Origin of the sequence: Sutterella parvirubra YIT 11816, assembly GCF_000250875.1 — a bacterium.
In the GTDB taxonomy this organism is placed as follows: domain Bacteria; phylum Pseudomonadota; class Gammaproteobacteria; order Burkholderiales; family Burkholderiaceae_F; genus Sutterella; species Sutterella parvirubra.
The window spans coordinates 15521-40750 of record NZ_JH605020.1; the positions used below are offsets into that span (position 1 = coordinate 15521).

21 protein-coding genes and 6 tRNA genes are annotated in these 25230 nt (G+C 64.8%); all 27 read left to right on the forward strand.

Features of this window, described 5'->3' with window-relative positions:
• Window positions 1-1223, forward strand: a 1223-nt coding sequence (locus tag HMPREF9440_RS12310) for an FAD-binding protein (RefSeq protein ID WP_008543927.1), incomplete at its 5' end; no start/stop codon positions are given.
• A gap of 19 nt (window positions 1224-1242) precedes the next feature.
• Complete coding sequence (locus HMPREF9440_RS10095) at window positions 1243-2055, forward strand: fumarate reductase iron-sulfur subunit (protein WP_008543928.1); 813 nt, start codon at window positions 1243-1245, stop codon at window positions 2053-2055.
• Window positions 2056-2291: 236 nt separating this feature from the next.
• Window positions 2292-3689: an aspartate ammonia-lyase gene (locus HMPREF9440_RS10100; protein WP_008543930.1), complete on the forward strand. Its 1398-nt coding sequence runs from the start codon at window positions 2292-2294 to the stop codon at window positions 3687-3689.
• Window positions 3690-3829: 140 nt separating this feature from the next.
• Entirely contained in the window at window positions 3830-5164 is a 1335-nt protein-coding gene (locus HMPREF9440_RS10105; protein WP_008543931.1) for an anaerobic C4-dicarboxylate transporter, read from the forward strand.
• 445 nt (window positions 5165-5609) lie between these two features.
• A tRNA-Gly gene (locus HMPREF9440_RS10110) sits at window positions 5610-5685 on the forward strand.
• A 20-nt stretch (window positions 5686-5705) separates the two neighbouring features.
• A tRNA-Cys gene (locus tag HMPREF9440_RS10115) sits at window positions 5706-5779 on the forward strand.
• Window position 5780: 1 nt separating this feature from the next.
• Window positions 5781-5856, forward strand: a tRNA-Gly gene (locus HMPREF9440_RS10120).
• A gap of 53 nt (window positions 5857-5909) precedes the next feature.
• Window positions 5910-5995 (forward strand) — tRNA-Leu (locus tag HMPREF9440_RS10125).
• A gap of 156 nt (window positions 5996-6151) precedes the next feature.
• Window positions 6152-6227 (forward strand) — tRNA-Gly (locus HMPREF9440_RS10130).
• Window positions 6228-6269: 42 nt separating this feature from the next.
• Window positions 6270-6345: transfer RNA gene (locus HMPREF9440_RS10135), tRNA-Gly, on the forward strand.
• A gap of 231 nt (window positions 6346-6576) precedes the next feature.
• Complete coding sequence (gene rpmF, locus HMPREF9440_RS10140) at window positions 6577-6759, forward strand: 50S ribosomal protein L32 (protein WP_008543932.1); 183 nt, start codon at window positions 6577-6579, stop codon at window positions 6757-6759.
• Between the two features lie 441 nt (window positions 6760-7200).
• Window positions 7201-8199: a beta-ketoacyl-ACP synthase III gene (locus HMPREF9440_RS10145; RefSeq protein WP_008543935.1), complete on the forward strand. Its 999-nt coding sequence runs from the start codon at window positions 7201-7203 to the stop codon at window positions 8197-8199.
• Between the two features lie 213 nt (window positions 8200-8412).
• A complete protein-coding gene (fabD, locus tag HMPREF9440_RS10150; RefSeq protein ID WP_008543936.1) occupies window positions 8413-9348 on the forward strand; it encodes an ACP S-malonyltransferase in 936 nt (311 codons plus the stop codon).
• A 20-nt stretch (window positions 9349-9368) separates the two neighbouring features.
• Window positions 9369-10136, forward strand: a complete 768-nt coding sequence (fabG, locus tag HMPREF9440_RS10155) for a 3-oxoacyl-ACP reductase FabG (RefSeq protein ID WP_008543937.1) — start codon at window positions 9369-9371, stop codon at window positions 10134-10136.
• 124 nt (window positions 10137-10260) lie between these two features.
• Window positions 10261-10500, forward strand: a complete 240-nt coding sequence (gene acpP / locus HMPREF9440_RS10160) for an acyl carrier protein (protein WP_008543938.1) — start codon at window positions 10261-10263, stop codon at window positions 10498-10500.
• A 167-nt stretch (window positions 10501-10667) separates the two neighbouring features.
• On the forward strand, window positions 10668-11906 hold the full coding sequence (fabF, locus tag HMPREF9440_RS10165) for a beta-ketoacyl-ACP synthase II (protein ID WP_008543939.1): 1239 nt from the start codon (window positions 10668-10670) through the stop codon (window positions 11904-11906).
• A 310-nt stretch (window positions 11907-12216) separates the two neighbouring features.
• Window positions 12217-14010, forward strand: coding sequence for a translation elongation factor 4 (gene lepA / locus HMPREF9440_RS10170; protein ID WP_008543941.1), 1794 nt, complete (start codon window positions 12217-12219; stop codon window positions 14008-14010).
• A gap of 14 nt (window positions 14011-14024) precedes the next feature.
• Window positions 14025-14915 carry a signal peptidase I gene (lepB, locus tag HMPREF9440_RS10175; RefSeq protein WP_008543942.1) on the forward strand — a complete coding sequence of 297 codons (891 nt, stop codon included), beginning with the start codon at window positions 14025-14027 and terminating at the stop codon, window positions 14913-14915.
• 18 nt (window positions 14916-14933) lie between these two features.
• Window positions 14934-15629: a ribonuclease III gene (gene rnc / locus HMPREF9440_RS10180; protein WP_008543943.1), complete on the forward strand. Its 696-nt coding sequence runs from the start codon at window positions 14934-14936 to the stop codon at window positions 15627-15629.
• Between the two features lie 131 nt (window positions 15630-15760).
• Window positions 15761-16669, forward strand: coding sequence for a GTPase Era (era, locus tag HMPREF9440_RS10185; RefSeq protein ID WP_040765662.1), 909 nt, complete (start codon window positions 15761-15763; stop codon window positions 16667-16669).
• Window positions 16662-17732 (forward strand): DNA repair protein RecO, encoded by a 1071-nt coding sequence (recO, locus tag HMPREF9440_RS10190; RefSeq protein WP_008543945.1) that lies wholly within the window; start codon window positions 16662-16664, stop codon window positions 17730-17732. The genes era and recO overlap by 8 nt, the downstream gene beginning before the upstream one ends.
• 121 nt (window positions 17733-17853) lie before the next feature.
• A complete protein-coding gene (locus tag HMPREF9440_RS10195; RefSeq protein WP_008543946.1) occupies window positions 17854-18609 on the forward strand; it encodes a pyridoxine 5'-phosphate synthase in 756 nt (251 codons plus the stop codon).
• On the forward strand, window positions 18603-19631 hold the full coding sequence (nagZ, locus tag HMPREF9440_RS10200; protein WP_008543947.1) for a beta-N-acetylhexosaminidase: 1029 nt from the start codon (window positions 18603-18605) through the stop codon (window positions 19629-19631). Before HMPREF9440_RS10195 ends, nagZ begins: the two co-directional genes overlap by 7 nt.
• Before the next feature lie 18 nt (window positions 19632-19649).
• On the forward strand, window positions 19650-20825 hold the full coding sequence (pncB, locus tag HMPREF9440_RS10205) for a nicotinate phosphoribosyltransferase (protein WP_008543948.1): 1176 nt from the start codon (window positions 19650-19652) through the stop codon (window positions 20823-20825).
• 292 nt (window positions 20826-21117) lie between these two features.
• Complete coding sequence (locus HMPREF9440_RS10210; RefSeq protein ID WP_008543949.1) at window positions 21118-22491, forward strand: sodium:proton antiporter; 1374 nt, start codon at window positions 21118-21120, stop codon at window positions 22489-22491.
• A 111-nt stretch (window positions 22492-22602) separates the two neighbouring features.
• A complete protein-coding gene (locus tag HMPREF9440_RS10215) occupies window positions 22603-24129 on the forward strand; it encodes an ATP-binding cassette domain-containing protein (protein ID WP_008543951.1) in 1527 nt (508 codons plus the stop codon).
• A 133-nt stretch (window positions 24130-24262) separates the two neighbouring features.
• Window positions 24263-25204 carry an ABC transporter substrate-binding protein gene (locus tag HMPREF9440_RS10220; protein WP_008543952.1) on the forward strand — a complete coding sequence of 314 codons (942 nt, stop codon included), beginning with the start codon at window positions 24263-24265 and terminating at the stop codon, window positions 25202-25204.
• The last annotated feature ends 26 nt before the right edge of the window (window positions 25205-25230 follow it).

Sequence of the window (25230 nt, forward strand, 5' to 3'; positions counted from 1 at the left end):
AGTTCCACCCGACCGGCATCTTCCCGGCCGGCATTCTCGTGACGGAAGGCTGCCGCGGTGACGGCGGTCTGCTGCGTGACGTCGACGGCCACCGCTTCATGCCGGACGTCGAACCCGAAAAGAAGGAACTCGCTTCCCGCGACGTGGTTTCGCGCCGCATGGAAGAACGCATCGCCCAGGGCAAGGGTGTGAAGAGCCGCTTCGGCGAACACATCTGGCTCGACATCACGCTGCTCGGCGAACACCACATCAAGCACAAGCTGCGTGAAGTCTACGAAATCTGCCACTACTTCCTCGGCGTCGACCCGACGAAGGAATGGGTGCCCGTGCGTCCGGCCCAGCACTACACGATGGGCGGCGTGCGCACGAACCCGACCGGCGAATCGCCCACGCTGAAGGGCCTCTTCGCCGCCGGCGAAGCCGCGTGCTGGGACATGCACGGCTTCAACCGTTTGGGCGGGAACTCCGTTGCCGAAACCGTGGTTGCCGGCATGATCGTCGGTGAATTCATCGCCGACTTCTGCGACAAGCCCGAAAACGGCATCGACATCCCGACCTCGATCATCTACGACGCGCTTGCCAAGCAGGAAGCCGCGCTCAAGCACTTCACGACGAACGGCGGCAACGAAGACGCCGTCGCGCTGCGCACCCGCATGCAGGAAATCATGACGACCAAGATCGGCATCTTCCGCAAGGGTGCCGACATGGAGTCCGCCGTTTCCGAGCTCGAAGACCTCTACAAGCGCTCCTTCAACGTGCCGGTCAAGGACATCGCCGGCCCGAACCCCGAACTCGTTTACGCCTACCGCACCCAGAAGATGCTCCGCGTCGCCCTGACGGTCGCCGCCGGTGCCGCCGCCCGCAAGGAATCCCGCGGCGCTCACTTCCGTGAAGACTTCCCGGTGCGTGACGACGTCAACTGGCTCAACCGTACGATCGCGACGTGGAAGGAAGGCGACACGCTGCCGACCCTCTCCTACCAGGCGCTCGACATCAGCAAGATGGAACTTCCCCCGGGCTTCCGCGGCTACGGCGTGAAGAACTACATCGAAAATCCCGAGTCCGCCAAGCGCCAGGCCGAAGTCGACGCCATCCGCGCCAAGATGGAAGCCGAAGGCAAGGACCGTTTCGAAATCCAGAACGCGCTGATGCCCTACGAGCACCTCCTGCCGAAGCGTCTGCAGGGCAAGAACGAACGCATCGACGAACCCTTGAACGATTAATTTGGAGCTGTAGCGAAAAATGAGCCAGCAAGTTCAACCGACCAAGAAGCATCGCCTTCTCAAGATCAGCATCCTGCGCTACAACCCGCAGGATCCGGAAAGCGTGCCTCACATGCAGACCTACGAGCTCGAAGAGTCCGACTCGATGACGCTCTTCATCGCGCTCAACGAACTGCGTGACCACCAGGATCCGACGCTCCAGTTCGACTTCGTGTGCCGCGCGGGCATCTGCGGTTCGTGCGCCATGATGATCAACGGGAAGCCGGGCCTCGCCTGCCGTACGCTCACCCGCGACCTGCCGACCGAATTCACGCTCGCGCCGCTCCCGGCGTTCGAGCTGATCGGTGACCTCTCGGTCAACACCGGCAAGTGGATGCGCAACATGTCCGAGCGCATGGAAGCCTGGGTCCACATGAAGGAAGAAGAAGTCGACCTCCGCAAGAAGGAAGTCCCGATGGATCCGCAGTTGGCCGAAGACATCTACGTTCTCGACCGCTGCGTCGAATGCGGCTGCTGCATCGCGGGCTGCGGTACGGTCCGCATCCGTCCGGACTTCGTGGGCGGCGTCGGCATCAACCGCATCGCGCGCTTCCGTCTCGACCCGCGCGACGACCGCAACGACGCCGACTACTACGAAGTGATCGGCGACGATTCGGGCGTGTTCGGCTGCATGTCGCTTCTTGCCTGCCACGACTTCTGCCCGAAGGATCTGCCCCTCAAGACGCAGATCGCCTTCATCCGCCGCAAGATGGCCGAGCAGGGCATGCGTGGGTACGACAAGGTTCTTCCCACCCCCAAGAAGAAGGCTATTCCCATTAAGCCTGTTAAGTAGTATTATTTAGGAGTGCTGCAGGAGATCTCCCCTAAAGAACTATCTCATACGAGGTAACCCGGAGATCCCTGCGGGGCGACTAGATACCAAACCCGATTCGGCAGACCAACCCCCATGTGGGAAACCGTAATCCCCATGGGGTGCCGATGAAGGTATTTCAATTGGTGGCGACCAGCCTCACGCCGGAAGACCGACAACCGGCTGACACCACCGGGATTATTTGAGGAGCAAACAAAATGTCCCGTATTGAAAGCGACTTCCTTGGCGAGCTCGAGATCCCTGATGACGTCTACTACGGCGTCCAGACGATGCGCGGCAAGCAGAACTTCAACATCACGGAAATGCCGATGTCGCAGGAACCGTTCTTCGCGATCGCCTACGGCTACGTGAAGAAGGCTGCGGCCATGGCCAACAAGGAACTCGGCTGCATCCCGGCCGACGTCGCTGACGCGCTGATCTGGGCCTCCGAACAGCTCATCGCCGGCAAGTACAACGATCAGTTCGTGACCGACTGGCTCCAGGGTGGTGCCGGCACGTCCACGAACATGAACTGCAACGAAGTGATCTGCAACCTCGCTTGCGAACACCTCGGCCTTGCCAAGGGCGACAAGTACGTCTCCCCGAACGACCACGCCAACTTCGGCCAGTCGACGAACGACACGTACCCGACCGCTCTTCACCTCTCGCTCATCCTCCGTTCGAACGTCCTCCTGAAGGCCGTTGAAGAACTCCGCGATTCCTTCTACCGCAAGGCTGAAGAAACCAAGGGCGTTCTCAAGATGGGCCGCACCCACCTCCAGGACGCGGTTCCGATGTCCTTCGGCCAGGAATTCCACGGCTGGGGCAAGACGATCGAAGACGAAATCGCGATCATCAAGGAAGCGCAGGAACACCTCAAGGTCGTCAACCTCGGCGCCACCGCCATCGGCACGACCGTGACGGCTCATCCGGAATACCCGGCCCTCGCCGTCAAGTACCTCGCTGAAATCACCGGCATCGACTTCAAGAACAGCGACGACCTCATCGCCGCCACGTCGGACTGCGGCTCCTACGTCGCCCTCTCGTCCGCCGTCAAGAGCCTTGCCGTCAAGCTGACGAAGGTCTGCAACGACCTCCGCCTCCTTGCCTCCGGTCCGCGTACGGGTCTCTCCGAACTCGTCCTGCCGCAGCTCCAGCCTGGTTCCTCGATCATGCCGGGCAAGGTCAACCCCGTCATCCCGGAAGTGACCAACCAGGCCTCGTTCCTCGCGATCGGTCTCGACACGACGGTCATGCTCGCCGCCTCCGCCGGCCAGCTCGAACTGAACGTCATGGAACCGGTCATCACGTTCGCCCTCTACATGCAGATGAAGGTCATGACCAACGCCTGCATCGCGATGCGTGAAAAGTGCGTCGACGGCATCGTCGTCAACGCCGACCGCTGCAAGGACCTCGTGATGGGTTCGCTCGGCATCGTGACGCTCTTGAAGCCGCACTTCGGCTACAAGCCCTGCGCCAACGTCGCCCGCGAAGGCTTCCTCACCGGCAAGTCGCTGCACCAGCTCGTCGTTGAAGAAAAGAAGATGATGACCCAGGAACAGTGGGATCGCACCTTCACGTACGAAAACCTCATCAACCCGAAGTTCGAAAAGTAATTCGGTGAATGAGTGACAGAACGGATCTGCGGAACCCCCGCAGGTCCGTTCCGCCATAACTAAAACCCGGGCCATGATCCGGGGACTCCACCAACCAAAGAGAGCTTTCGGAGCGGCTCACGCCGTCCCGATCGAACAATATGGACATCTCTATCCTTCTTGAGTTCATCGTCGTTCTCGCGGCGATCTTCCTCGGTGTTCGCCTCGGCGGCATCGGCATCGGCTACGTCGGCGGCGCCGGCGTGCTGGTCCTTGGTCTTGTCTTCGGCATGAAGCCGGGCAACGTGCCCTGGGACGTGATCCTGATCATCGGTTCGGTGATCGCGGCCATCGCGGCCATGCAGTTGGCCGGCGGTCTTGACTACCTCGTGCGCATCGCCGAAGGCATCCTCCGCCGCAACCCGAAGCAGATCAACTACCTCGCCCCGGTCGTCACGTACGCCCTGACGCTCTTCGCGGGTACCGGCCACACCGCCTTCTCGATGATTCCGGTCATCGTTGAAGTCGCGAAGGAACAGCACATCCGTCCGTGCGTTCCGCTGTCGATCGCCGTGGTTGCCTCCCAGATCGCCATTACGGCTTCGCCCGTGTCCGCCGCCGTGATCTACATGTCCGGCGTGCTCGAAGAGTTCGGCTGGTCCTACCCGCTGCTGCTCGGCATCTGGATCGTGACGACCTTCGTCGCCTGCATGCTCACCGCCTTCGTGATGACGCTCATCTCGAAGATGGACCTCGACAGCGACCCGGTCTACATGGAACGCCTCGCCAAGGGTCTCGTGAAGGCTCCGAATGCCGGCGAACGTCCCGCGCTCCTGCCGCACGCCAAGCTGTCCGTTCTGATCTTCCTCCTCGGCGTCATCTTCGTGGTGCTCTATGCCTCCGCGATCTCGCCTGCGGTCGGCATCATCGACCCGGTCATCGTCCCGCGTGACGCGGCCATCTGGTCCGTGATGTTCATCATCGCCACCCTGATCTCGTTCTGCTGCAAGATCGACGTCAGCAAGATCGGCTCGAGCTCGGTCTTCCAGTCCGGCATGATCGCCGTGATCTGCGTGTTCGGCGTGGCCTGGTTGGGCGACACCTTCGTCAGCAACCACAGCAACGAAATCAAGGAACTCGCCGCCGGTACGGTTTCGCAGTACCCGGCCCTCCTCGCCGTCGTGTTCTTCATCGCCGCCATGCTCCTCTACTCGCAGGCCGCGACCGCGAAGGCCATCACGCCGGCCATCGTTGCCGCTCTCGGCATCACCGCCGCGAACCCGGGCGACTCCTACATGCTCGTCGCTTCGTTCGCCGCCGTTTCCGCCCTGTTCGTTCTCCCGACCTACCCGACGCTGCTCGGCGCGGTCCAGATGGACTACACGGGTACGACCCGCATCGGCAAGTGGGTGTTCAACCACGCCTTCTTCCTCCCGGGTCTCATCGCCATCGTCTTCTCGGTCGTCCTCGGCTTCCTCGCCGTCGGCCTCTTCTGATAGACGTTCGGTCAAGCCGGTCCTTCGGGGCCGGCCCCGAGATGAAAAACGCCTCCGGTTTCCGGGGGCGTTTTTTCATCTTGGGTCTGGGGAACTGTTGGCGGCCTCTATGGGCCAAAGATTTGGAGGAACCGTCGACGACCCCAAAGCGGCGCGCTATTCATCGGGGAACTGTTGGCGACCTAAGGGATGGCCTTCGGTTTTGACGTGCCCGGCACCACCTTCATGCGTGTGGGCGGAACAGGGCGGAGCAGGGTGGTCCCGTTCGCTGGGCGGCATCCAGGCCGACATCTCAACCGGCGCCGGGATCGCCCGGAAAAGAGCGCCGTGGAGCGCGCCGATCGGCGCGCTGAAGGGGCCGGAAGAGGGCCGAAAGCCGCCTTCAAAAATTTTTCCGCGGATTCTTGACACGCCCCGCTTTCTCCGTATAATTCATCTTCTCAGTGCGGGAGTAGCTCAGTTGGTAGAGCGCAACCTTGCCAAGGTTGAGGTCGCGAGTTCGAGACTCGTCTCCCGCTCCACTGAACACAATTTGAAAGGCGGCGCGATAGCAAAGTGGCTATGCACCGGATTGCAAATCCGTTCACGGCGGTTCGATTCCGCCTCGCGCCTCCACGCGGGAGTAGCTCAGTTGGTAGAGCGCAACCTTGCCAAGGTTGAGGTCGCGAGTTCGAGACTCGTCTCCCGCTCCAGAACATCGAAAAGAAGGGGAAGCTCAAGAAGTTTCCCCTTTTTTCACATCGGCGCCGGGGTGACGAAATTGGTAGCCGTAGCGGACTTAAAATCCGCCGCCCGTTGGGCTTACGGGTTCGAGTCCCGTTCCCGGCACCAGCAGCGTTAACGGCGTAGGCCGCCCGGTTGAGGGTGACGCCCCCGGCCGGAAACCCCCCGATTCCCGGGGGTTTCGGAGAACTTCAAAAAAATTTTTGAAGCCTCTTGACAAACGCGTTGAAGGCCGTATAATTCACATTCTTCGCAGGACAGATTGCGGGAGTAGCTCAGTTGGTAGAGCGCAACCTTGCCAAGGTTGAGGTCGCGAGTTCGAGACTCGTCTCCCGCTCCAATCCCTTCGGCCCCCTGGGCCCGGATCCTGAATCCTGTCGACGCGGGAGTAGCTCAGTTGGTAGAGCGCAACCTTGCCAAGGTTGAGGTCGCGAGTTCGAGACTCGTCTCCCGCTCCAGATTTCAAAGAAAGGGAGCTTCGATGAGCTCCCTTTTTTCTTGTCGCCGGTCGGACCCTCAAAAAGTCCGCCCGGCGGCTGATAAACCGTTGAGGGTTTGGTAAAATCCTCAACTTTCCGTTGGGGGCGACCCCTGCGGGAACACGTTTCCGGAAGTCCGCGTTCTGAGTTTTGCGAGTGCTCGGTGCGGACATTGAATCAATCACTCGTAGTTCATACGTGGGGTTTGCCATGGCTGTTCAGCAGAACAAGAAATCCACCTCGAAGCGCGGTAACCACCGTGCTCACGACTTTTTGACCAACCCGCCCACCGCCATCGAAGCGACGACGGGTGAAGTCCATCGCCGTCACCACATCAGCCCGACCGGTTTCTACCGCGGCAAGAAGGTGATCGCGACCAAGGCCGACGAATAATTCGTCAGCGCCCGATCCGGGATGCCCGAAGCAGGGGCGGCGACAGAAGCTTCCGTCGTTCGTTCCGCAGACCGCAAAGCGGTTCGAGCCTCCCTGCGTTTCCGCAAGTCTTTGCGCGCATGATGCAACGCGCGAACCCCACGGTGAGAACTAGAGTTGCTCTCGTGTGAAGGTTTCCAGAGATCAGGGAGACGAGGAATCGAAGGCTGCGGCGACGGCGATGCCGCCCGCGGGTTTTCCGGTGAAGCGAAGAAAAAGGGAATGATCCTTCGGGGTTGTTCCCTTTTTTGTTGCCCTGCGTCCGGCGCTTCGCCCGCCGCTGTGGGCTTCCGGCCTCATCCGTACGCCTCATGAAGGTCACGCGTTGTTGCAAATCCCGGGGTTTCTCCTTGGGGTACCCGGGTGCGGCCCGTTAACATTCGTCTCCAACTACACCGCCGGATGGATCAGACAACCATGTACTCGAGAATCATCGCCACGGGGGCGGCTCTCCCCGCGCACCGCGTCACGAACGACGAGCTCGCCGCCCGTCTGCTGCGGGACGGCATCGAAACGAACGACGAATGGATCCGCACCCGCACCGGGATCGAAGCGCGCCGCTTCTGCGACCCCACGCAGGGCGAAGGGACGACGTCGCTCGCCGTCGCGGCCGCCCGCGAAGCGCTCGGCCGCTCGGGGCTCGACGCCTCCGAAATCGACCTCATCATCGTGGCGACGACCACTCCCGACCGGATCTTCCCGTCGACCGCGGCCCAGGTGCAGGCCGCGATCGGCGCGCCCGGCTGCGCGGCCTTCGACGTGCAGGCCGTCTGCGCGGGCTTCATCTATGCGTTGAACGCCGCCGACGCGATGCTGCGGGCCGGCCCCTACCGTCATGCGATCGTGATCGGCGCCGAGACGCTCTCGCGCGTCGTCGACTTCAAGGACCGCTCGACCTGCGTGCTCTTCGGCGACGGCGCGGGCGCCGTCGTGATGTCCGCTTCGTCCGACCCGGGGGTCCTCGCCGCGCGCATGTACGCGGACGGGCGCCACGACGAAAAGGTCCTGGGGTTGGATGCGAAGTTGGTCGAAGGCCGGATCGTCGGCGACCCCTTCATCCGCATGGACGGCCGTCAGGTCTTCAAGCTCGCGGTCGAGGGGCTCACGACTTCCGCGAAGGAGGTCGCGTCGCTCGCGTGCGTGAGGACTGAGGACGTCGCGCTCTTCGTCCCGCACCAGGCGAACCTGCGCATCATGAGCATGGTCGCGCACAAGTTGGGGATTCCTGAGGAGCGCATGGTGAAGACCGTCGCCGAGCACGGGAACACGTCCGCGGCGAGCGTGCCGCTCGCCTTGGACCACGCCGTCCGGAACGGCATGGTGAAGTCGGGCGAACTCGTCCTTCTGCAGGCGGTCGGCGCCGGCATGGCCTGGGGCTCCGCCCTCGTGCGCTGGGCCTGATGAGTCTTCGAGGTGAAGGGCGCTGAAAACCTCTTGACCCACGCGCCCGACACCGCGCAAACTCGGGGCTAACCATAGGCCGAAGGGGTGAGTTTGGGGTGCCCCGGCGCTGATAAACTCCACCCCGATCCGAACCGAACACCACAGGGAAGGGCCTTCTCAGAGCCCGTCCCTCCACCCACAGGAACCGCCCTACGGGGGTTCTCTTCCAAGATGCGCATTGCTTTCGTTTTCCCCGGTCAGGGGAGCCAGACCGTCGGCATGCTTTCGGGCTTTGCCGGGAACGCCGCCGTCGAAGACATCATGAACCGCGCGGACGCCGCGTTGAGCTTCCCGCTCACCCGCCTCATCGCTGAGGGTCCCGCCGAAGAACTCGGCCTCACGGTCAACACCCAGCCCGCGATGCTCGCGAGCTCGGTCGCGTTCCTTGAAGCCTGGCGCGCGGCGGGCGGCCCCGAACCCGAGGTTCTGGCCGGGCGCTCCCTCGGGGAATACTCCGCGCTCACCGCCGCCGGGGTCTTCACGCTCGAAGACGCCGTCCGGCTCGTCCGATTCCGCGCCGAAGCCATGCAGAGCGCCGTGCCCGTGGGCGTGGGCGGCATGGCCGCCATTATTGGTTTGAGCGACGACGACGTCCGTGCGGCCTGCGCGGAAGCGGCGTCCGTCGGCACCGTCGAAGCCGTCAACTTCAACGCCCCCGGTCAGGTCGTGATCGCGGGTGAGAAGGCCGCTCTCGACGCCGCGATCGACGCCGCCAAGGCCCGCGGCTGCCGCCGCGCGATCGTCCTTCCCGTCTCCGCCCCCTTCCACTCGAGCATGCTCGAGCCCGCCGCGGAAAAGCTCGCGGCGAAGCTGGAGACGGTCGCGATGAACGCCCCCGCGATCCCCGTCATCCACAACGTCGACGTGGAAACGCACGCCGACGTCGCGGAAATCCGCACGGCACTCGCGCGCCAGGCGGCGTCGGCCGTCCAGTGGGTGAAGACGATCGAACGCATGAAGGCGGAAGGCGTCACGCACGTCGTCGAATGCGGTCCGGGGAAGGTTCTGACCGGCATGATCCGCCGCATCGCCCCCGAACTCGCGACCTTCAACATCACCGACGCCGATTCGCTCGCGGCAACGCTCGAAGCGGTCAAGGCCGAATAAATCGAAAAGGGACACTCCCCATGGAACACCAGATCTTCTCGAACGAAGCGCTCCAAGACCGCGTCGTTCTCATCACCGGCGCCTCCCGAGGGATCGGCGCCGCCGTCCTCGAAGCCTTCGCCCGTGCTGGCGCCGTCGTGATCGGCACGGCGACCTCCGACTCGGGCGCCGAACGCATCACGGCCAAGATCGCCGAAGCGGGCGGCCGCGGCCGGGGCGTCGTGCTGAACGTCTGCGACGCGGAAGCGTCGGCCGCGCTTGTAGCCAAGATCGTCGAAGAGGAAGGCCGCATCGACGTCCTCGTCAACAACGCCGGGATCACGCGCGACACGTTGGCGCTTCGCATGAAGGACGAGCAGTGGGACGAAGTGATCGAGACGGACCTGACCGCCGCCTTCCGCTTGGCGCGCGCCTGCATCCGCCCGATGATGAAGCAGCGCCAGGGCGCCATCATCTCGATCACGAGCGTCGTGGGCGCGATGGGGAACGCCGGTCAGGCGAACTACGCCGCCGCGAAGGCGGGTTTGATCGGCATGTCGAAGTCGCTCGCGCGCGAAATCGGCTCCCGCGGGATTACGGTGAACTGCGTCGCTCCGGGCTTCATCGACACCGACATGACGCGTGAGCTCCCGGAAGCCCACCGCGACGCGCTTCTCGCGCAGATCCCCCTGGGCCGCCTCGGCCGAACGGATGACATCGCCAACGCCTGCCTCTTCTTGGCGAGCGACGCCGGCCGCTACGTGACGGGCACGACGCTTCACGTCAACGGCGGCATGTTTATGGGGTGACGCGCGCTCGCAGCGCCCCCGGTGCTCTGTTAAAATATTCGACCATATTCAAATTCAATAGGCTCTCCGGACGCCCGGGCGGCCTGCTTACAACAAGTCAAAAGACCCGTACGGAGATATCCAAATGGAAGACATTGAACTGAAGGTGAAGAAGATCGTTGCCGAACAGCTCGGCATCAAGGAAGAGGACATCAAGAACGAATCCTCCTTCATCGAAGATCTCGGCGCCGACTCGCTCACGACCGTTGAAATGTCGCTCGCCCTCGAAGACGCCTTCGGCATCGAAATCCCCGACACCGAGCAGGAAAACCTCCGCACGGTTCAGCAGGCGATCGACTTCGTGAAGGGCGCCGTCGCCAAGTAAGGCGCACGCACTTCAACCGGCGCGGGAGAGAAACCCCGTGCACCCGACGGATGGGACCTTCAAAAGAGGGTCCCATCGTCTTATGGGGGCGGGATGCATCCCCCGCATCCGTTAATCCGTTCGGGCCTCCCGGCCCGGGCGCAGCGAACAGAATCAAAGGGACTCACATGACCAATCGACGTGTCGTCGTCACCGGGCTCGGGATGGTTTCCCCGCTCGGCAACGATCTCGAAACGAGTTGGAAGGCCGCGCTCGAAGGCGTCTGCGGCATCGACCGCGTGACGCGCTTCGACGCCTCGGCGCTCGGCAGCCAGATCGCCGGCGAAGTCAAGGACTTCGACCCTTCGAAGTACCTGGGCGTGCAGGAAATCCGCCGCTTCGACCGGTTCGTCCACTTCGGCGTCGCCGCCGGCCTCATGGCCTTGGAAGACTCCGGCCTGGAGATCACCGACGAGCTCGCCCCGGAAGTGGGCGTCGCGATCGGCTCCGGGATCGGGGGCCTCCCCGTCATCTGCGCGAACCACGATGCGCTGCGCGACCGCGGTCCCCGCCGCATCTCGCCCTTCATGATCCCCGGGAGCATCATCAACATGACCTCGGGTCAGCTCGCGATCATGAAGAACCTCCAGGGCCCGAACATCGCCCACGTGACCGCCTGCTCGACGGGCCTGCACGCGATCGGCGAAGCCATGCACATCATCCGCCGCGGCGACGCCGTCGCGATGGTGGCGGGCGGCGCCGAAGCGACCGTGCACGAGCTCGCCATGGGCGCCTTCGACGCGATGCGCGCGCTCTCGCGCCGTAACGACGACCCGAAGACGTCCTCGCGCCCCTTCGACAAGGACCGCGACGGCTTCGTGATGGGTGAGGGTGCGGGCGTGCTCGTTTTGGAAGAACTCGAACACGCCCTGGCGCGCGGCGCGAAGATCTACGCCGAAGTCGTGGGCTACGGGCTCACGGGCGACGCGCACCACATCACGACCCCGTCGATGGAAGGCCCCGCGCGCTGCATGCGCATGGCGCTCCGGAACGCCGGGATCACGCCCGGTGCGGTCGACTACCTGAACGCCCACGGCACGTCGACCCCGGTGGGCGACGTGAACGAAGTGAAGGCGATCAAGGAAGTCTTCGGCGAGCACGCGAAGAAAATCGTCGTCAACTCGACGAAGTCGATGACGGGCCACCTCTTGGGCGGCGCCGGCGGCGTCGAATCCGTCTTCACCGTGATGGCCGTCGCGAACCAGGTTTCGCCCCCGACCATCAACGTCTTCGAGCAGGATCCCGAGTGCGACGTCGACGTCTGCGCCAACGCCGCGCGCGAAATGACGATCCGCTACGCGATGAAGAATTCGTTCGGCTTCGGCGGGACGAACTCGACCGTCATCTACAAGCGCTTCGAGAAGTAATCGAACGCGCCCGTTGACGCGAACCCCGAAACCCGTCCGGAGCACCGACCCGGGCGGGTTTTGTTTTCTGCGAAGAGAAAGGCGCCCACCCCGGCCGGAACCTCAAGCCCGCGCGTGATTTCGTCGGCGGGCCCGGGGCCTCCTTTGCTAAAATGATCCGTTCTCGGGACGCTTCCCAACGTGGCGGCGCCCCCTTTCGGCGCGCCCCGCAGGCAGGGGAGGTCAGACAATGACTTCCCGCCATCCCCTCCGACCCCATTCCTGACGGGAAGCCCGGGCCGCGCCCTCCGATTCCCAATACAGATCGACGATGCAGAACATCCGGAATTTTTCCATCATCGCCCACATCGACCACGGCAAGTCCACGCTCGCCGACCGACTCATTCAGCGCTGCGGTGGGCTCTCCGACCGCGAGATGAGCGAGCAGGTCCTGGACAGCATGGACCTGGAGCGTGAGCGCGGCATCACCATCAAGGCGCAGACCGCGGCGCTCAAGTACAAAGCGAAGGACGGTCAGGTCTATGAGCTGAACCTCATCGACACCCCGGGGCACGTCGACTTCTCGTACGAAGTGAGCCGGTCGCTCTCCGCCTGCGAAGGCGCGCTTTTGGTGGTCGACGCCACGCAGGGCGTCGAAGCGCAGACCGTGGCGAACTGCTACACGGCGATCGACCTGGGCGTGGAAGTCATCCCGGTTTTGAACAAGATGGACCTCGGCTCCGCCAACCCGGAAGGCGCCGCGGAAGAGATCGAGGACGTGATCGGGATCGACGCGACCGATGCGATTCCGTGCTCGGCCAAAACCGGCATGGGGATCGATGACATTCTGGAGCGCGTCGTGAGGGACGTGCCCCCGCCCAAAGGCGACCCCGAGTCGCCCTTGCAGGCTCTCATCATCGACAGCTGGTTCGACAACTACGTCGGCGTCGTCATGCTCGTGCGCGTCGTGAACGGGACGCTCCGCCCCAAGGACAAGATCCAGCTGATGGCGACGGGCGCCAACCACTTGTGCGAGCAGGTCGGAGTCTTCACGCCCAAGAGCCAGCAGCGCACCGAACTCACCGCGGGTGAGGTGGGCTTCGTCATCGCCGGCATCAAGGAACTGAAGGACGCCCGCGTGGGCGACACGATCACGCATTCCTACAAGCCCGCGACCGAACCCGTCCCCGGCTTCAAGGAAGTGAAGCCCCAGGTCTTCGCCGGGCTCTACCCGGTGGAGAGCAACCAGTACGAAGCGCTCCGCGAAGCGTTGACGAAGCTGCAGCTGAACGACGCCGCTCTGAAGTTCGAACCCGAAGTCTCCCAGGCGTTGGGCTTCGGTTTCCGCGCGGGCTTCCTCGGCCTCCTTCACATGGACATCGTGCAGGAGCGCTTGGAGCGCGAATACGACATGGACCTCATCACGACGGCGCCTTCCGTCGTCTATGAGGTCCTGATGACGAACGGCGAAGTCGTTCAGGTCGAAAACCCCTCGAAGCTCCCGCCCGTCGACAAGATCGAAGAGATCCGCGAGCCGATCGACACCGTCACGATCTTCGTGCCGGACGAGTACGTCGGCGCCGTGATGAAGCTCTGTCAGGAAAAGCGCGGCGTGCAGACGAACCTCGCCTACCACGGGCGTCAGGTGCACCTGACGTACGATCTGCCGCTCGCGGAAATCGTGCTCGACTTCTTCGACCGCATGAAGTCGATGACCCGCGGCTACGCCTCGATGGACTACGAATTCAAGGAATACCGCGCCTCCGACGTCGTGCGCGTCGACATGCTGATCAACGGGGACCGCGTCGACGCGCTCTCCTCGATCCTGCACCGCTCGAACGCGATCCCGCGCGGCCGAGAAATCGTGCAGCGCCTGCGCGGCCTCATTCCGCGTCAGATGTACGAAGTCTCGATCCAGGCCGCGATCGGCGCCAACATCATCGCCCGCGAAAACGTGAAGGCCCTGCGCAAGAACGTGCTCGCGAAGTGCTACGGCGGCGACATCACGCGTAAGCGCAAGTTGCTCGAAAAGCAGAAGGCCGGCAAGAAGCGCATGAAGCAGGTCGGTTCGGTTGAGATTCCGCAGGAAGCGTTCCTCGCCATCCTGCAGGTCGACGAAAAGTAAGGAGAGGCTCCAAAGTGAACTTCGCGCTCATTCTCTTCATTCTGACGGTCGTCACCGGCGTCTTCTGGGTGGCGGACCGCCGCGTCTTCCTCCCGAAGCGCCGCGAAGCCGCCCGCGCCGCGGTGACGGCCTTCGAGGCCGCCAACCGCGAGGCGATCGACCGCGGCGACGCGCGCGTGATCGACCAGCGCAACGACATGGAGGCGCGCGCCCTGCGCCAACCCTGGTGGCTCGAATACACGGCCGGGCTCTTTCCCGTGATCGCGATCGTGTTTCTGCTGCGCAGCTTCCTCTTCGAGCCCTTCCGCATTCCGTCGGGTTCGATGCTCCCGACCCTTCACGTCGGGGACTTCATCCTCGTCAACAAGTACGACTACGGTCTCCGCATTCCGGTTCTGAACACCAAGTTCCTCCCGATCGGCTCGCCCGAGCGCGGCGACGTCGTCGTCTTCCACTACCCGATGGACGAGTCCGTCGACTACATCAAGCGCGTGGTGGGCGTGCCGGGCGACACGGTCGAGTACCGCAACAAGGTGGTGTTCGTCAACGGCGTCGAGCAGAAGCAGAGCGAACCGCGCGACTTCGTGGACGAAAACACCCTCGTCACGCTCTCCGAGCGCGACGAGACGTTGAACGGCGTCACGCACCTGATGACCGTCGACCCGCGCCGTCCCTCCGCCGTGCACCCGGGCGCCGTCATGCGCCGGGAAGAAGGCTGCAAATACAACTCGGAAGGCTTCATCTGCACGGTCCCCGAAGGCCGCTACTTCGTGATGGGCGACAACCGCGACAACAGCGAAGACAGCCGCTACTGGGGCTTCGTCGAAGACCGCCAGTTGGTGGGCCGTGCCGTCCTCATCTGGGCCAACTTCAGCGACATGTCCCGCGTGGGCGGCTTCAACTAAGGCCCGGAAGGAATACGCATGCTCAATCTGTCGATGCTTGAATCCCGCATCGGGTACGAATTCCGGGACAAGAAGCTGCTGCGCCGCGCGGTGACGCACCGCTCGTTCGCGCAGGAGCACAACGAACGCCTCGAATTTCTGGGCGATTCGGTTCTGAACTGCGTGATCGGCTACGCGCTCTTTCTGCGCGACCGGCACTTCACCGAGGGCGAACTCTCCCGCGTGCGCGCGAACCTCGTCTGCGAGAAGACGCTCCACGATTTGGCGCTCACCCTCGACCTCTCGTCCTTCCTCTTCATGGGCGAAGGCGAACTGAAGACCGGGGGCGCGCGCCGCGCGTCGATCCTCGCCGACGCGATGGAGGCGATCTTCGGCGCGGTCTTCTTCGAAGCGGGCTTCGAAGAGGCGCAGAAGGTGGTGCTCCGCGTCTACGAGCCGATTCTCTCGAGCCTGACGCCCGAGACCTTCAGCAAGGACCCGAAGACCCGTCTTCAGGAAATGCTCCAGGGCTCGCACCTGCCGCGCCCGGCCTACGCGATCGTCAACACGACGGGGGCGGCGCACCAGCGCTCCTTCACGTGCGAGTGCCGCATCGAATCCGCTGGGGTCCTGACGTACGGGAAGGCGAGCTCGCGCCGCGCGGCCGAACAGGAAGCCGCCGCGCTCGCGATTGAGGAACTCTCGAAGGGCAAATTGAACGCCGTTCGCGGCTGAGGGGATCTGCGATGACGAAGGAAGAACTGCAGACTGAAGTGGAGACGGAAGAAGTCCTCACCGCCGAGGACGGCGCCGAAGGCGTGGTGCTCCGTGAAGACGACGCCTTCGAGGCGATGTTGAAGAACGCGATGTCGACGGCGCCCTCGGTGCCCGAGGGCTTCCGCTGCGGCTACGTCGCCGTGGTGGGCCGCCCCAACGTGGGGAAGTCGACGCTCATCAACCGGTTGATCGGCGAAAAGGTGTCGATCACGTCGAAGAAGCCCCAGACGACGCGCGACCGCGTTTTGGGGGTCGTCACCGAAGAGGACGCCCAGTACGTCTTCGTCGACACGCCGGGGTTCCAGACGAAGGTGGGGTCGCAGCTGATCCGCCGCATGAACCGCCAGGTGAGGTCGACCCTGAACGAAGTCGACGCGATCGTGCTCGTGATCGAATCGGGCGGCTGGCGCCCGGCGGACCTGGAGGTCGTCAACCTCCTCCCGAAGGACGCGAAGAACGTCATTTTGGCCTTGAACAAAACCGACCTTCTCAAAGGCCGCGACAAGCTCCTCCCCTTGATGGCCGAATCGATGCAGAAGTTCCCCTTCGCCGCGATCGTGCCGGTGTCGGCCGAAAAGGGCCGTCAGTGCGACGAGCTTTTGAAAGAAATCAAGGCGTTCCTCCCCGAGAGCGTGCCGTTTTTCGACCCCGACACCTACACCGACCGCTCGCCCCGGTTCCTCGCGGCCGAGACGATCCGCGAGAAGGCCTTCCGCCTTCTGGGCGACGAGCTTCCGTACGGCTGCGCCGTCACGATCGACCGCTGGAAGGAAGAGGACGAAGCCGCCGAGATCATCGCGACCCTCATCGTCGAGCGCGAAAGCCACAAGCCGATCGTGATCGGCGAGGGCGGCGCGAAGCTTCGCGAAATCTCGCGCCTCGCGCGCACCGACATCGCCGCGATGTTGGGGAAGCGCCTCCACCTCGAAGTCTGGGTGCGCGTGCGCCGCGGCTGGTCCGACGACGCCCGCGCGCTGAAGTCGTTGGGTTATGACTGATCGTGAAGGGGCCTTCGGGCCCCTTGATGCCGTGGAGGGTATGAAGGAGGCGGCCGCGTTCGAGCCGCTCCCTTTCCCCACGCTCGCGCCGCAGCCCCAACGGGCGGGGGCGGCTGAATCGGCTGACTCCGCTGACGCCGCCGAACCGCCTGCGCCGCTCCCCCAACATTTGAGCGCCCCCTCGGGCACCCTCGGGACGGCGATCCGCCGCCGCGAGGCGGCCCTTCGCCTCTGGGACGAAGTGCTCCGCACGGCCGAAGCCGCGAAGGCGGGGTCGGTGCGCACCGCAGGTCCCAAGGCGCCCCCGAAGCGGGTCGCCGACGAACTGGGGTTCGTGCTCCACGCCTGGCCCTGGCGCGAGTCGAGCCTGGTCGCCGACGTACTCTCACTCCGTTACGGGCGCGTCTTTCTGATCGCCAAGGGCGCGAAGCGTCAGGCCTCGCCCCTGCGCGGTCTCCTCGTCCCCTTCGCGCCCCTCCGGCTCGCCTGGGCCGGAAGGAATGAAGGGAAGGTCCTCATCAAGGCCGAATGGATGGGGACGCTCGCACCCTTGTCGGGCGAGGCGCTCCTCTCGGGCTTCTACATGAACGAGATGCTCGTGAAGCTCACCGAGCGCGAGGACCCGCACCCCAAACTCTTCGGCGCCTACGTCGAGGCGCTTCACGCCCTCGGGACCGAAGACCGCACGGGCCGCCAGCGGGTGCTCAGGCGCTTTGAATTGGCGCTCCTCGAAGACCTCGGCTGGGGGCTCACCAAGCCCGCACCGGTGGAGGCGAAGAGGGGCGACAAGAAGGGCGGCAGGCAGGGCGCCGAAGCTTCCGGGGGCGTCTCCGGCTACGTGCTCCGCGAGGGCGCATTGGTCGCCCTCGGTCGGCACGACGTCCCGCGTCCGGGCGAAGTTCTTTGGGATGAGCCTCTGATCGACGCCCTTTTGTCACGAGATTTCAAGGACGCGCGGACGCTCCGCGCGGCGCGTGATATTCTCCGGGAAGCCGTCGCCCACCACCTCGGCAGCCGGACGCTTCACGCCCGGCGGATTTTGGGCGATCTCGCGAGACTCTGAGGCGGGGCTTTCCGCTCCGGCCCGTTCGTCATCGCGCGCAGAGACGGTGCGGCCTCATGCCGACCGTCCGTTCCGGGCGCCGACCGCGCGCCCGACCCATTCGATCTGGAGGAGCCGCTTCATGCGCCGCACGCTGCTGTCCGTCAACCTCAACAAAATCGCCCTCGTGCGCAACGCCCGCGAAGGGAATTGGCCCGATCCGGTCTACTTCGGCCGCATCGCGCTCGAAGCGGGGGCCGCGGGCCTCACGGTGCATCCGCGCCCCGACGAGCGCCACGTGCGCGCCTCGGACGTCCCGGCCCTGGCCGAGCTCGTCCGTCAGTACCCCGGCCGCGAATACAACATCGAAGGGAATCCCTTCCACAACCTGATGGACCATCTGCGCGCGGTGCGCCCGCACCAGGCGACGTTCGTGCCGGATGCGACGGACCAGATCACGTCGGACCACGGGTTCGACCTCTCGGACGAGGCCGAGTGCGCCCGCCTCAAGCCCTTGATCGACGAAGCCAAGGCGCTCGGCTGCCGCGTGAGCCTCTTCATGGACCCGGTCCCCGAGATGATGGCGAAGGCGAAGGAATTGGGCGCCGACCGCGTCGAACTCTACACCGAAGCCTGGGCGGTCGCGGCCGAGACGCCCGCAGCGGAAGGCGTGCTCGCGGCCTATGCCTCCTCCGTCGAGGCCGCCATTGAAGCGGGCCTTGAAGTGAACGCCGGGCACGACCTGTCGCTCACCAACCTCGCGCAGTTCCTGCGCGCGACGAAGGACGTCGCCGAAGTGTCGATCGGTCATGCGTTGACGGCGGAAGCCCTTGAATTCGGCATGGCCGAAACGGTCCGCCGCTACGAAGCGATCCTCGACGAGGTCGCCCGATGCTGAGCCTTCGCCGCCTCGAGCTCGCCCGCACCTTCGGTCCCGTCGTCGTCGACCTCGAAGGTTTGACCCTCACTTCTGCGGACGTCGCGCGCCTTCGCCACCCGATGACCGGGATGGTGATCCTCTTTGCGAGGAACTTCGCGTCCCTCGCCCAGTTGAAGGAATTGACCGCGGCGGTGCGCGCCGTGCGCCCCGGAATCCTCATTGCGGTCGACCACGAGGGCGGGCGCGTGCAGCGCTTCCGCGAGGGCTTCACGGCGATTCCGCCGATGGCGGAGATCGCCGCCGGCCCCGACGCGGAGCGCCGCTTCGCCGCGGCTGGCTACGTGATCGGGGCGGAACTCGCCCACGCGGGCGTCGACTTCAGCTTCACGCCGGTCTTGGACGTCGACTACGGCAGGAGCGGCGTCATCGGCGACCGCGCCTTCGGGCGCACGGCCGAAACCGTCGCGCGGAACGCCCGGGCGCTGATCGGGGGCCTCGCCGCCGCGGGGCTCTCCGCCTGCGGGAAGCACTTCCCCGGGCACGGTTGGGCCGAGGCCGACAGCCACCTCGCGGTCCCGACCGACGAGCGCACCCGCGACGCGATTCTTCGCGACGCCGAACCCTACCGCGCCTTGTCCGCGGTCTTGGACGCCGTCATGACCGCGCACGTCGTCTACCCGGCCTTCTCGGACGAACCCGCCACCTACGTGCCGGAACTCCTCCAGGACGTTCTTCGCGGGAAGCTCGGTTTCGACGGTCTCGTCTTCTCGGACGACCTCTCGATGGCGGGCTCGATCACGGGCCGTTGGGCGGGGAGCACCCCTGCGGAGCGCGCGGTCTCGGCGCTCGCGGCCGGCTGCGACATGGTGCTCCACTGCAACCACGGGGACGAGTTGGACGGGCTTTTGGACGGCGTCGCCGCCCGCTGGACCCCCACGGACGCCTTCGCCGCGCGCCTCGCGCGCCTGATGCCTGAAGAGGCCGGGCGCCCCGCGCCCGACGCGGACCCCCGTTGGCGTGCGGCCCGCGCGCTTCTGTAATTCCTGGGAGAAGCCGGCATGATCATCGAATCGCTCCTCGACACCGACCTCTACAAGTTCACGATGCAGCAGTGCGTGCTGCATCAGTTCCCCGGGGCGGAAGTCGAATACCGCTTCAAGTGCCGCACGCCCGGCGTCGATCTGCGCCCCTTCTTGGACGAAATCCGGGAGGAGATCCGGCACCTCACGACCCTCACCTTCACCGAGGGCGAACTCGACTACCTCCGGGGTCTGCGCTTCATCAAGAACGACTACGTCGAGTTTCTGAGCCTCTTTCATCTGAAGGAAAAGTACGTCGAGGTGAAGCCCTCGGACGACTACCCCTGCGGGATCGACATCCACATCGCGGGGCCGTGGCTCCACACGATCCTCTTTGAGATCCCGGTGCTCGCGATCGTGAACGAAGTCTACTTCCGCCGCATGTACCCGGACCTCACGGAAGAAGAGGGTGAGCGCAGGCTCGACGCCAAGATCCGGATGATCCTCGATGAGCCCGAGAACGCCGAGCTCAGGATCTCCGACTACGGCACCCGCCGGCGCTTCTCGCGCGCGTGGCAGGAGAAGGTGATCCTGCGCCTGCGGGACGGCCTCGGGTACCACTTCCTCGGCACCTCCAACGTCTTCTTCGCGAAGAAGCACGGGCTTCTTCCCTTGGGGACGATGGCGCACGAATACCTCCAGGCCTGTCAGGCGCTGGGGCCGCGCCTTCGCGACAGTCAGGTCTTCGGCTTTGAGATGTGGGCGAAGGAATACCGCGGCGACCTCGGGATCGCGCTCTCCGACGTCTACGGGATGGAGCCCTTCCTCAAGGACTTCGACATGTACTTCTGCAAGCTCTTCGACGGGGCGCGCCACGATTCGGGCGATCCCTTCGTCTGGGGCGAGCGCATGATCGAGCACTGGACGAAGAACAAGTGCGACCCCCGCAGCAAGTCGCTCATCTTCTCGGACGCTCTCACGATTCCGCGCGTGCTCGAACTCTGGCGGCGCTTCCGCGGCCGCGTGGGGCTGGGTTTCGGGATCGGCACCAACCTCATGAACGACCGCGGTCCCACGCCCCTCAACGTCGTCATCAAGATGGTGCGCGCGAACGGTCAGCCGGTCGCGAAGATCTCGGACGCCCCCGAAAAGGGCATGTGCGAGGACGAGAGCTACTTGAACTACCTTCGCCAGGTCTTCGGAATCGACCGCTGACCGGGGTTCTCAGGGCTTTCTCGCACGAAAAAAAATCGGTCCCCCGACCCCTTTTTCGACGAAAAACGTTGTAAGGTTGACGCCGAGGCCGCCCGCGGGGCGGCCTCACCCTGTCTGCATCGGAAAACGCCCTCCGCCTCAGCATCCCCCGCGGCGCGCTTTCCAACGCAGTCATCGTTGGTCGAAGCCGTCTCCTCTGACGCGCTTCAGCCTCTCCCTCCGGGGCCATACTAAAAACATCAAGGAGTCCAACGTGTCCTTCAAGGCACTTTCCCTCTTCGCGGGATCGGCCATGCTCGCCATTCCCGCCATCGCCAACGCCGCCTCACTCGACGGCTCCACGCTCGGTCTCGCCTGGGCGGTCCCCTTCGCCGGGATCCTCCTCTCGATCGCGCTCTGTCCGCTTCTGGCGCCGCAGTTCTGGCACCACCACTTCGGCAAGATCGCCGTCTTCTGGGCGCTCGCCTGCGCGGTGCCGCTCTGCCTCTTTTTGGGTTTCGGCACCGGGATCGACGCGGTGATCCACATTCTTCTCGTCGACTACGTTCCCTTCCTCATCTTCGTGGGCTCGCTCTTCATCGTGGCGGGCGGCATTCACGTGCGCGGCACCTTCGTCGGGCGCCCGATCGTCAACGCGGGCTTTCTCGCCTTGGGCGCCGTGCTCGCGAACTTCATGGGGACGACCGGCGCGGCGATGCTCCTCATTCGCCCGCTCATCCACGCGAACGAAGGCCGCAAGCGCAAGGTCCACACCTTCATCTTCTTCATCTTCCTCGTGGCGAACGTGGGCGGGAGCCTCACGCCTCTGGGCGACCCCCCGCTCTTTCTCGGGTTCCTGAAGGGCGTCTCCTTCTTCTGGACGGCCGAGCACATGCTTCTGCCCTGGCTCGTCACCTGCGGCATCCTGCTCGCCGTCTACCTCGCGATCGACAGCGTGATGTTCAGGAAGGACGTCGCCGACGGCTTCAAGGCCCCCGAAGACACGAAGGCCTTCGGCCTCGACGGCAAGGTGAACATCCTCTTCCTCGCCTTCATCATCGGTGCGGTGCTCCTCTCCGGCGTCTGGCACCCGGGCGTTGAAGTGACGTTCCTCGGCGTGCACTTCGCCTTGGAGAGCCTCGCGCGCGACGCGATCTTCCTTGCCACCGCGGCGATGTCCCTCGTCTTCACGGCGAAGGCCACCCGCGAAGCCAACCACTTCACGTGGGATCCGATCCTCGAAGTCGGCAAGCTCTTCTTCGGGATCTTCGTCTGCATCGTGCCGGTCCTCGAAATGCTCCGCGCGGGCATGGACGGCGCCTTCGCGCCCTTGGTCTCGCTCGTCACCTACGCCGACGGCACCTTCAACAACACCGTCTTCTTCTGGCTCACGGGCTCGCTCTCCGCGTTCCTCGACAACGCGCCGACGTACCTCGCGTTCTTCAACCTCGCGGGCGGCGATCCCGCGATCCTCATGACCGAAGACGCCCAGACCCTGATGGCGATCTCGATGGGTTCGGTCTTCATGGGTGCGGTGAGCTACATCGGGAACGCCCCGAACTTCATGACCGTCGCGATCTGCAACGAACGCGGCGTCAAGATGCCGAGCTTCTTCGGCTACATGATCTGGTCGGTCGGCATTCTCTTCCCGACCTTCTTCCTGATGGACATGATCTTCCTCGTGTAAGACCTCTCCATCGCGACGACATTCGGCCGGCACGGAACGCCCTCGGGCGGCCCGCCGGCCGTTTTTCGTTGAAGGATAATCACACCTACGATCCGACTTTCCGCCGCCCTCATGACACGACTCGCCCTCCGACTGGTGCTCCCGCTTCTCCTCCTCGCCCTTTGGTGGACCGCTTCGCGCTCGGGTGAGATCCCCGCGATCCTCCTTCCGACGCCGGGCCGCGTCTTGGAGAGCGCCTGGTCGATGGCGGTCTCGGGCGAACTCTGGAAGCACACCGCCGCGTCGCTCGCGCGCGTGGCGGCGGGCTTCGCCGCCGCCTCCGCCCTCGCGTTGGGGTTGGCGTTCCTCTTCTTCCGTCGCCCTCACGCGGAGACGCTCCTCTCGGGCGTCTTGGAGTCGCTTCGCGTCGTCCCGCCCCTCGCGCTCATTCCGCTTCTCATCCTCTGGCTCGGGATCGACGAAGGGCCGAAACTTGCGATCGTCATTCTTTCGAGCTTCTTCCCGGTGCACGTCGCCGCCGTGGGAGCGCTCCGCGGCGCCGCCCGCGAGTGGGGAGAATTGATTGAGGCGCTGCGCCTCACGCCGCGCGAAGCGCTCCGGCACGTCCTCCTTCCGGGCGCCGCGCCCGAGCTGCTGCGGGGCGTCCGCGTGGGCTTCGGCTACGCCTGGCGCGCGCTGGTGGGGGCGGAACTCCTGGCCGCCGCCTCCGGTCTCGGCTACCTCATCGAAGACGCCTCCGCCTTGGGCCAGACCGACCGCGTGATGGTGGGGATCCTCGTCATCGCGCTCCTCGGGATCGCCGCGGACGCGCTCCTCATGCGCGTCCTCTCGGGGCTCGTTCCGAAGGCGAAGGAGCCCGCGGGGCTCGGGGCGACCCGAGCCGCCGCAAAGGACAGGGAGCCCGCCGGGCCTTGTGCCCCGGCCGACGCCCCCGTCGAGGTGCGCTTCGAAGGCGTCACCAAGCGCTATCCGAAGGCGACGCCGCTCGCAGACCTTTCCTTCACGTTGGAAGCCGGCCGCGTGACGGCCCTTCTCGGGCGCTCGGGCTGCGGGAAGACGACGCTCCTCAAAATCGCCGCCGGGCTCATCATGCCGGACGCGGGCACGATCGAAGGGCGCCCCGAGCGCACCGCGATCGTCTTTCAGGCGCCGAAGCTCCTCCCCTGGAAGAGCCTCGCGGAAAACGTCGCGCTCGCGCTCATGCACGAACCCATGTCCGACGACGCGCGCTTCGCGCGCGCCGTCGAGGCGCTCGCCATGGTGGGCCTCGGAGACCGTGCGGGCGACGCCCCGCACCAGCTCTCGGGCGGACAGGCCCAGCGCGCGGCGCTCGCGCGCGCCCTGGCGACGCGCCCGCGGCTTCTGCTTCTCGACGAACCCTTCGGCGCGCTCGATGCGTTGACGCGCACCGCGCTTCAGCGCGAGTGCGCGAAGCTCTTCACGACGGACGCGATGACGGTGCTTTTGATCACGCACGACGTGCGCGAAGCCGTGCTGCTCGCGGACCGCATCCACGTGATGGAAGGAGGCGGGTTCGTGGAGACCGAAGAGGTCCGCGCGGCGCGCCCCCGGGCGTTGACGGACCCGGAGGTGGCGGCGTTGGAAGAACGCCTCCTGGGCACGCTTCTTCAGTGTTGAATCCTGCCTGCCCGTAAGCTTCTCAGCGTCTTCTTTGGTTAGACTTCCGCGTACGGACGGCCTTCACGCGCAACGCGTCGGCCGCATCCCATCATCGAAGCTTTCAAAAATCCGTACGGAATCTTTCAACACCATGAAGATCAAGCACATTCTGGCGGCCGCCGCGATGGTCGTCAGCACGGCGCTTTCCGCGGCGACCATGCCCGAAGCGATCAACATCACCTACGTCAAGGCCCCGTTCAACCTTCAGAACATCGTCATGAAGGAACGCGGCATGCTCGAGAAGGCCTTCGAAGCCGACGGCGTCAAGATCAACTGGCGCGTCATCAACTCCGGCGCGCAGCAGTCCCAGGCGATGGCCTCGGGCGCGCTCGACTTCTCGGCCGTGATGAACACGGCGAGCCTCCTGCTCGCCGCCGGCCAGGGCACGCCCATCGCCGTCGCGACGGGCGTCGCGCACCCGAAGGAAATCTTCGCGATCGTCGGTCGCCCGGGCGGCGTGACGAGCGTGAAGGACCTGAAGGGCAAGACCGTCGTCGGCCCGAAGGGCACGGTGCTCCATCAGCTCCTCGTCGCCGCGCTCGTCAAGGAAGGCATGTCGATCAACGACGTCGACTTCGTCAACATGGATCCGGGCGCCGCGATGACCGCCGTCGCGGCAGGCAAGGCCGAAGCGGGCCTTCTCGCCGCCAACCTCATCATCCAGGCCGAAGAAGCCGGCGCCAAGGTGATCACGACCTGCGAAGGCTACGTCGAACCGAACCTCGTCATGACGGTTCGCCGCGAGTTCGCGGAAAAGTACCCCGAAGCCTACCAGCGCGTCGTGGACGTGAACCGTGAAGCGCTCGCCTGGATCCGCGCGAACCGCGATGAAGCGCTCAAAATCGGCGCCAAGGAGCAGGGCGTGACGCTCGAAGACGCGGCGAAGCTCTACGACTGGTCGGGCTTCTACGATACGCTCACCGCGGACGACATCAAGGGGCTTGAAGCCGATCAGAAGTTCCTGATCGACAACGGCATGATGGAAAAGGCCGTCGACGTCGAAGGTCTGCTTCTGCCCTCCGCGCTGAAGTAAGCTGCGGCGCTCAACGCTGAACGCTC

Bases quoted from the DNA above. Each gene is read 5' to 3' on its own strand.
- HMPREF9440_RS10095 (WP_008543928.1), top strand. From the start codon at position 1,243: ATGAGCCAGCAAGTTCAACCGACCAAGAAGCATCGCCTTCTCAAGATC.
- HMPREF9440_RS10100 (WP_008543930.1), top strand. From the start codon at position 2,292: ATGTCCCGTATTGAAAGCGACTTCCTTGGCGAGCTCGAGATCCCTGAT.
- HMPREF9440_RS10105 (WP_008543931.1), top strand. From the start codon at position 3,830: ATGGACATCTCTATCCTTCTTGAGTTCATCGTCGTTCTCGCGGCGATC.
- rpmF (WP_008543932.1), top strand. From the start codon at position 6,577: ATGGCTGTTCAGCAGAACAAGAAATCCACCTCGAAGCGCGGTAACCAC.
- HMPREF9440_RS10145 (WP_008543935.1), top strand. From the start codon at position 7,201: ATGGATCAGACAACCATGTACTCGAGAATCATCGCCACGGGGGCGGCT.
- fabD (WP_008543936.1), top strand. From the start codon at position 8,413: ATGCGCATTGCTTTCGTTTTCCCCGGTCAGGGGAGCCAGACCGTCGGC.
- fabG (WP_008543937.1), top strand. From the start codon at position 9,369: ATGGAACACCAGATCTTCTCGAACGAAGCGCTCCAAGACCGCGTCGTT.
- acpP (WP_008543938.1), top strand. From the start codon at position 10,261: ATGGAAGACATTGAACTGAAGGTGAAGAAGATCGTTGCCGAACAGCTC.
- fabF (WP_008543939.1), top strand. From the start codon at position 10,668: ATGACCAATCGACGTGTCGTCGTCACCGGGCTCGGGATGGTTTCCCCG.
- lepA (WP_008543941.1), top strand. From the start codon at position 12,217: ATGCAGAACATCCGGAATTTTTCCATCATCGCCCACATCGACCACGGC.
- rnc (WP_008543943.1), top strand. From the start codon at position 14,934: ATGCTCAATCTGTCGATGCTTGAATCCCGCATCGGGTACGAATTCCGG.
- era (WP_040765662.1), top strand. From the start codon at position 15,761: ATGTCGACGGCGCCCTCGGTGCCCGAGGGCTTCCGCTGCGGCTACGTC.
- recO (WP_008543945.1), top strand. From the start codon at position 16,662: ATGACTGATCGTGAAGGGGCCTTCGGGCCCCTTGATGCCGTGGAGGGT.
- HMPREF9440_RS10195 (WP_008543946.1), top strand. From the start codon at position 17,854: ATGCGCCGCACGCTGCTGTCCGTCAACCTCAACAAAATCGCCCTCGTG.
- nagZ (WP_008543947.1), top strand. From the start codon at position 18,603: ATGCTGAGCCTTCGCCGCCTCGAGCTCGCCCGCACCTTCGGTCCCGTC.
- pncB (WP_008543948.1), top strand. From the start codon at position 19,650: ATGATCATCGAATCGCTCCTCGACACCGACCTCTACAAGTTCACGATG.
- HMPREF9440_RS10210 (WP_008543949.1), top strand. From the start codon at position 21,118: ATGCTCGCCATTCCCGCCATCGCCAACGCCGCCTCACTCGACGGCTCC.
- HMPREF9440_RS10215 (WP_008543951.1), top strand. From the start codon at position 22,603: ATGACACGACTCGCCCTCCGACTGGTGCTCCCGCTTCTCCTCCTCGCC.
- HMPREF9440_RS10220 (WP_008543952.1), top strand. From the start codon at position 24,263: ATGAAGATCAAGCACATTCTGGCGGCCGCCGCGATGGTCGTCAGCACG.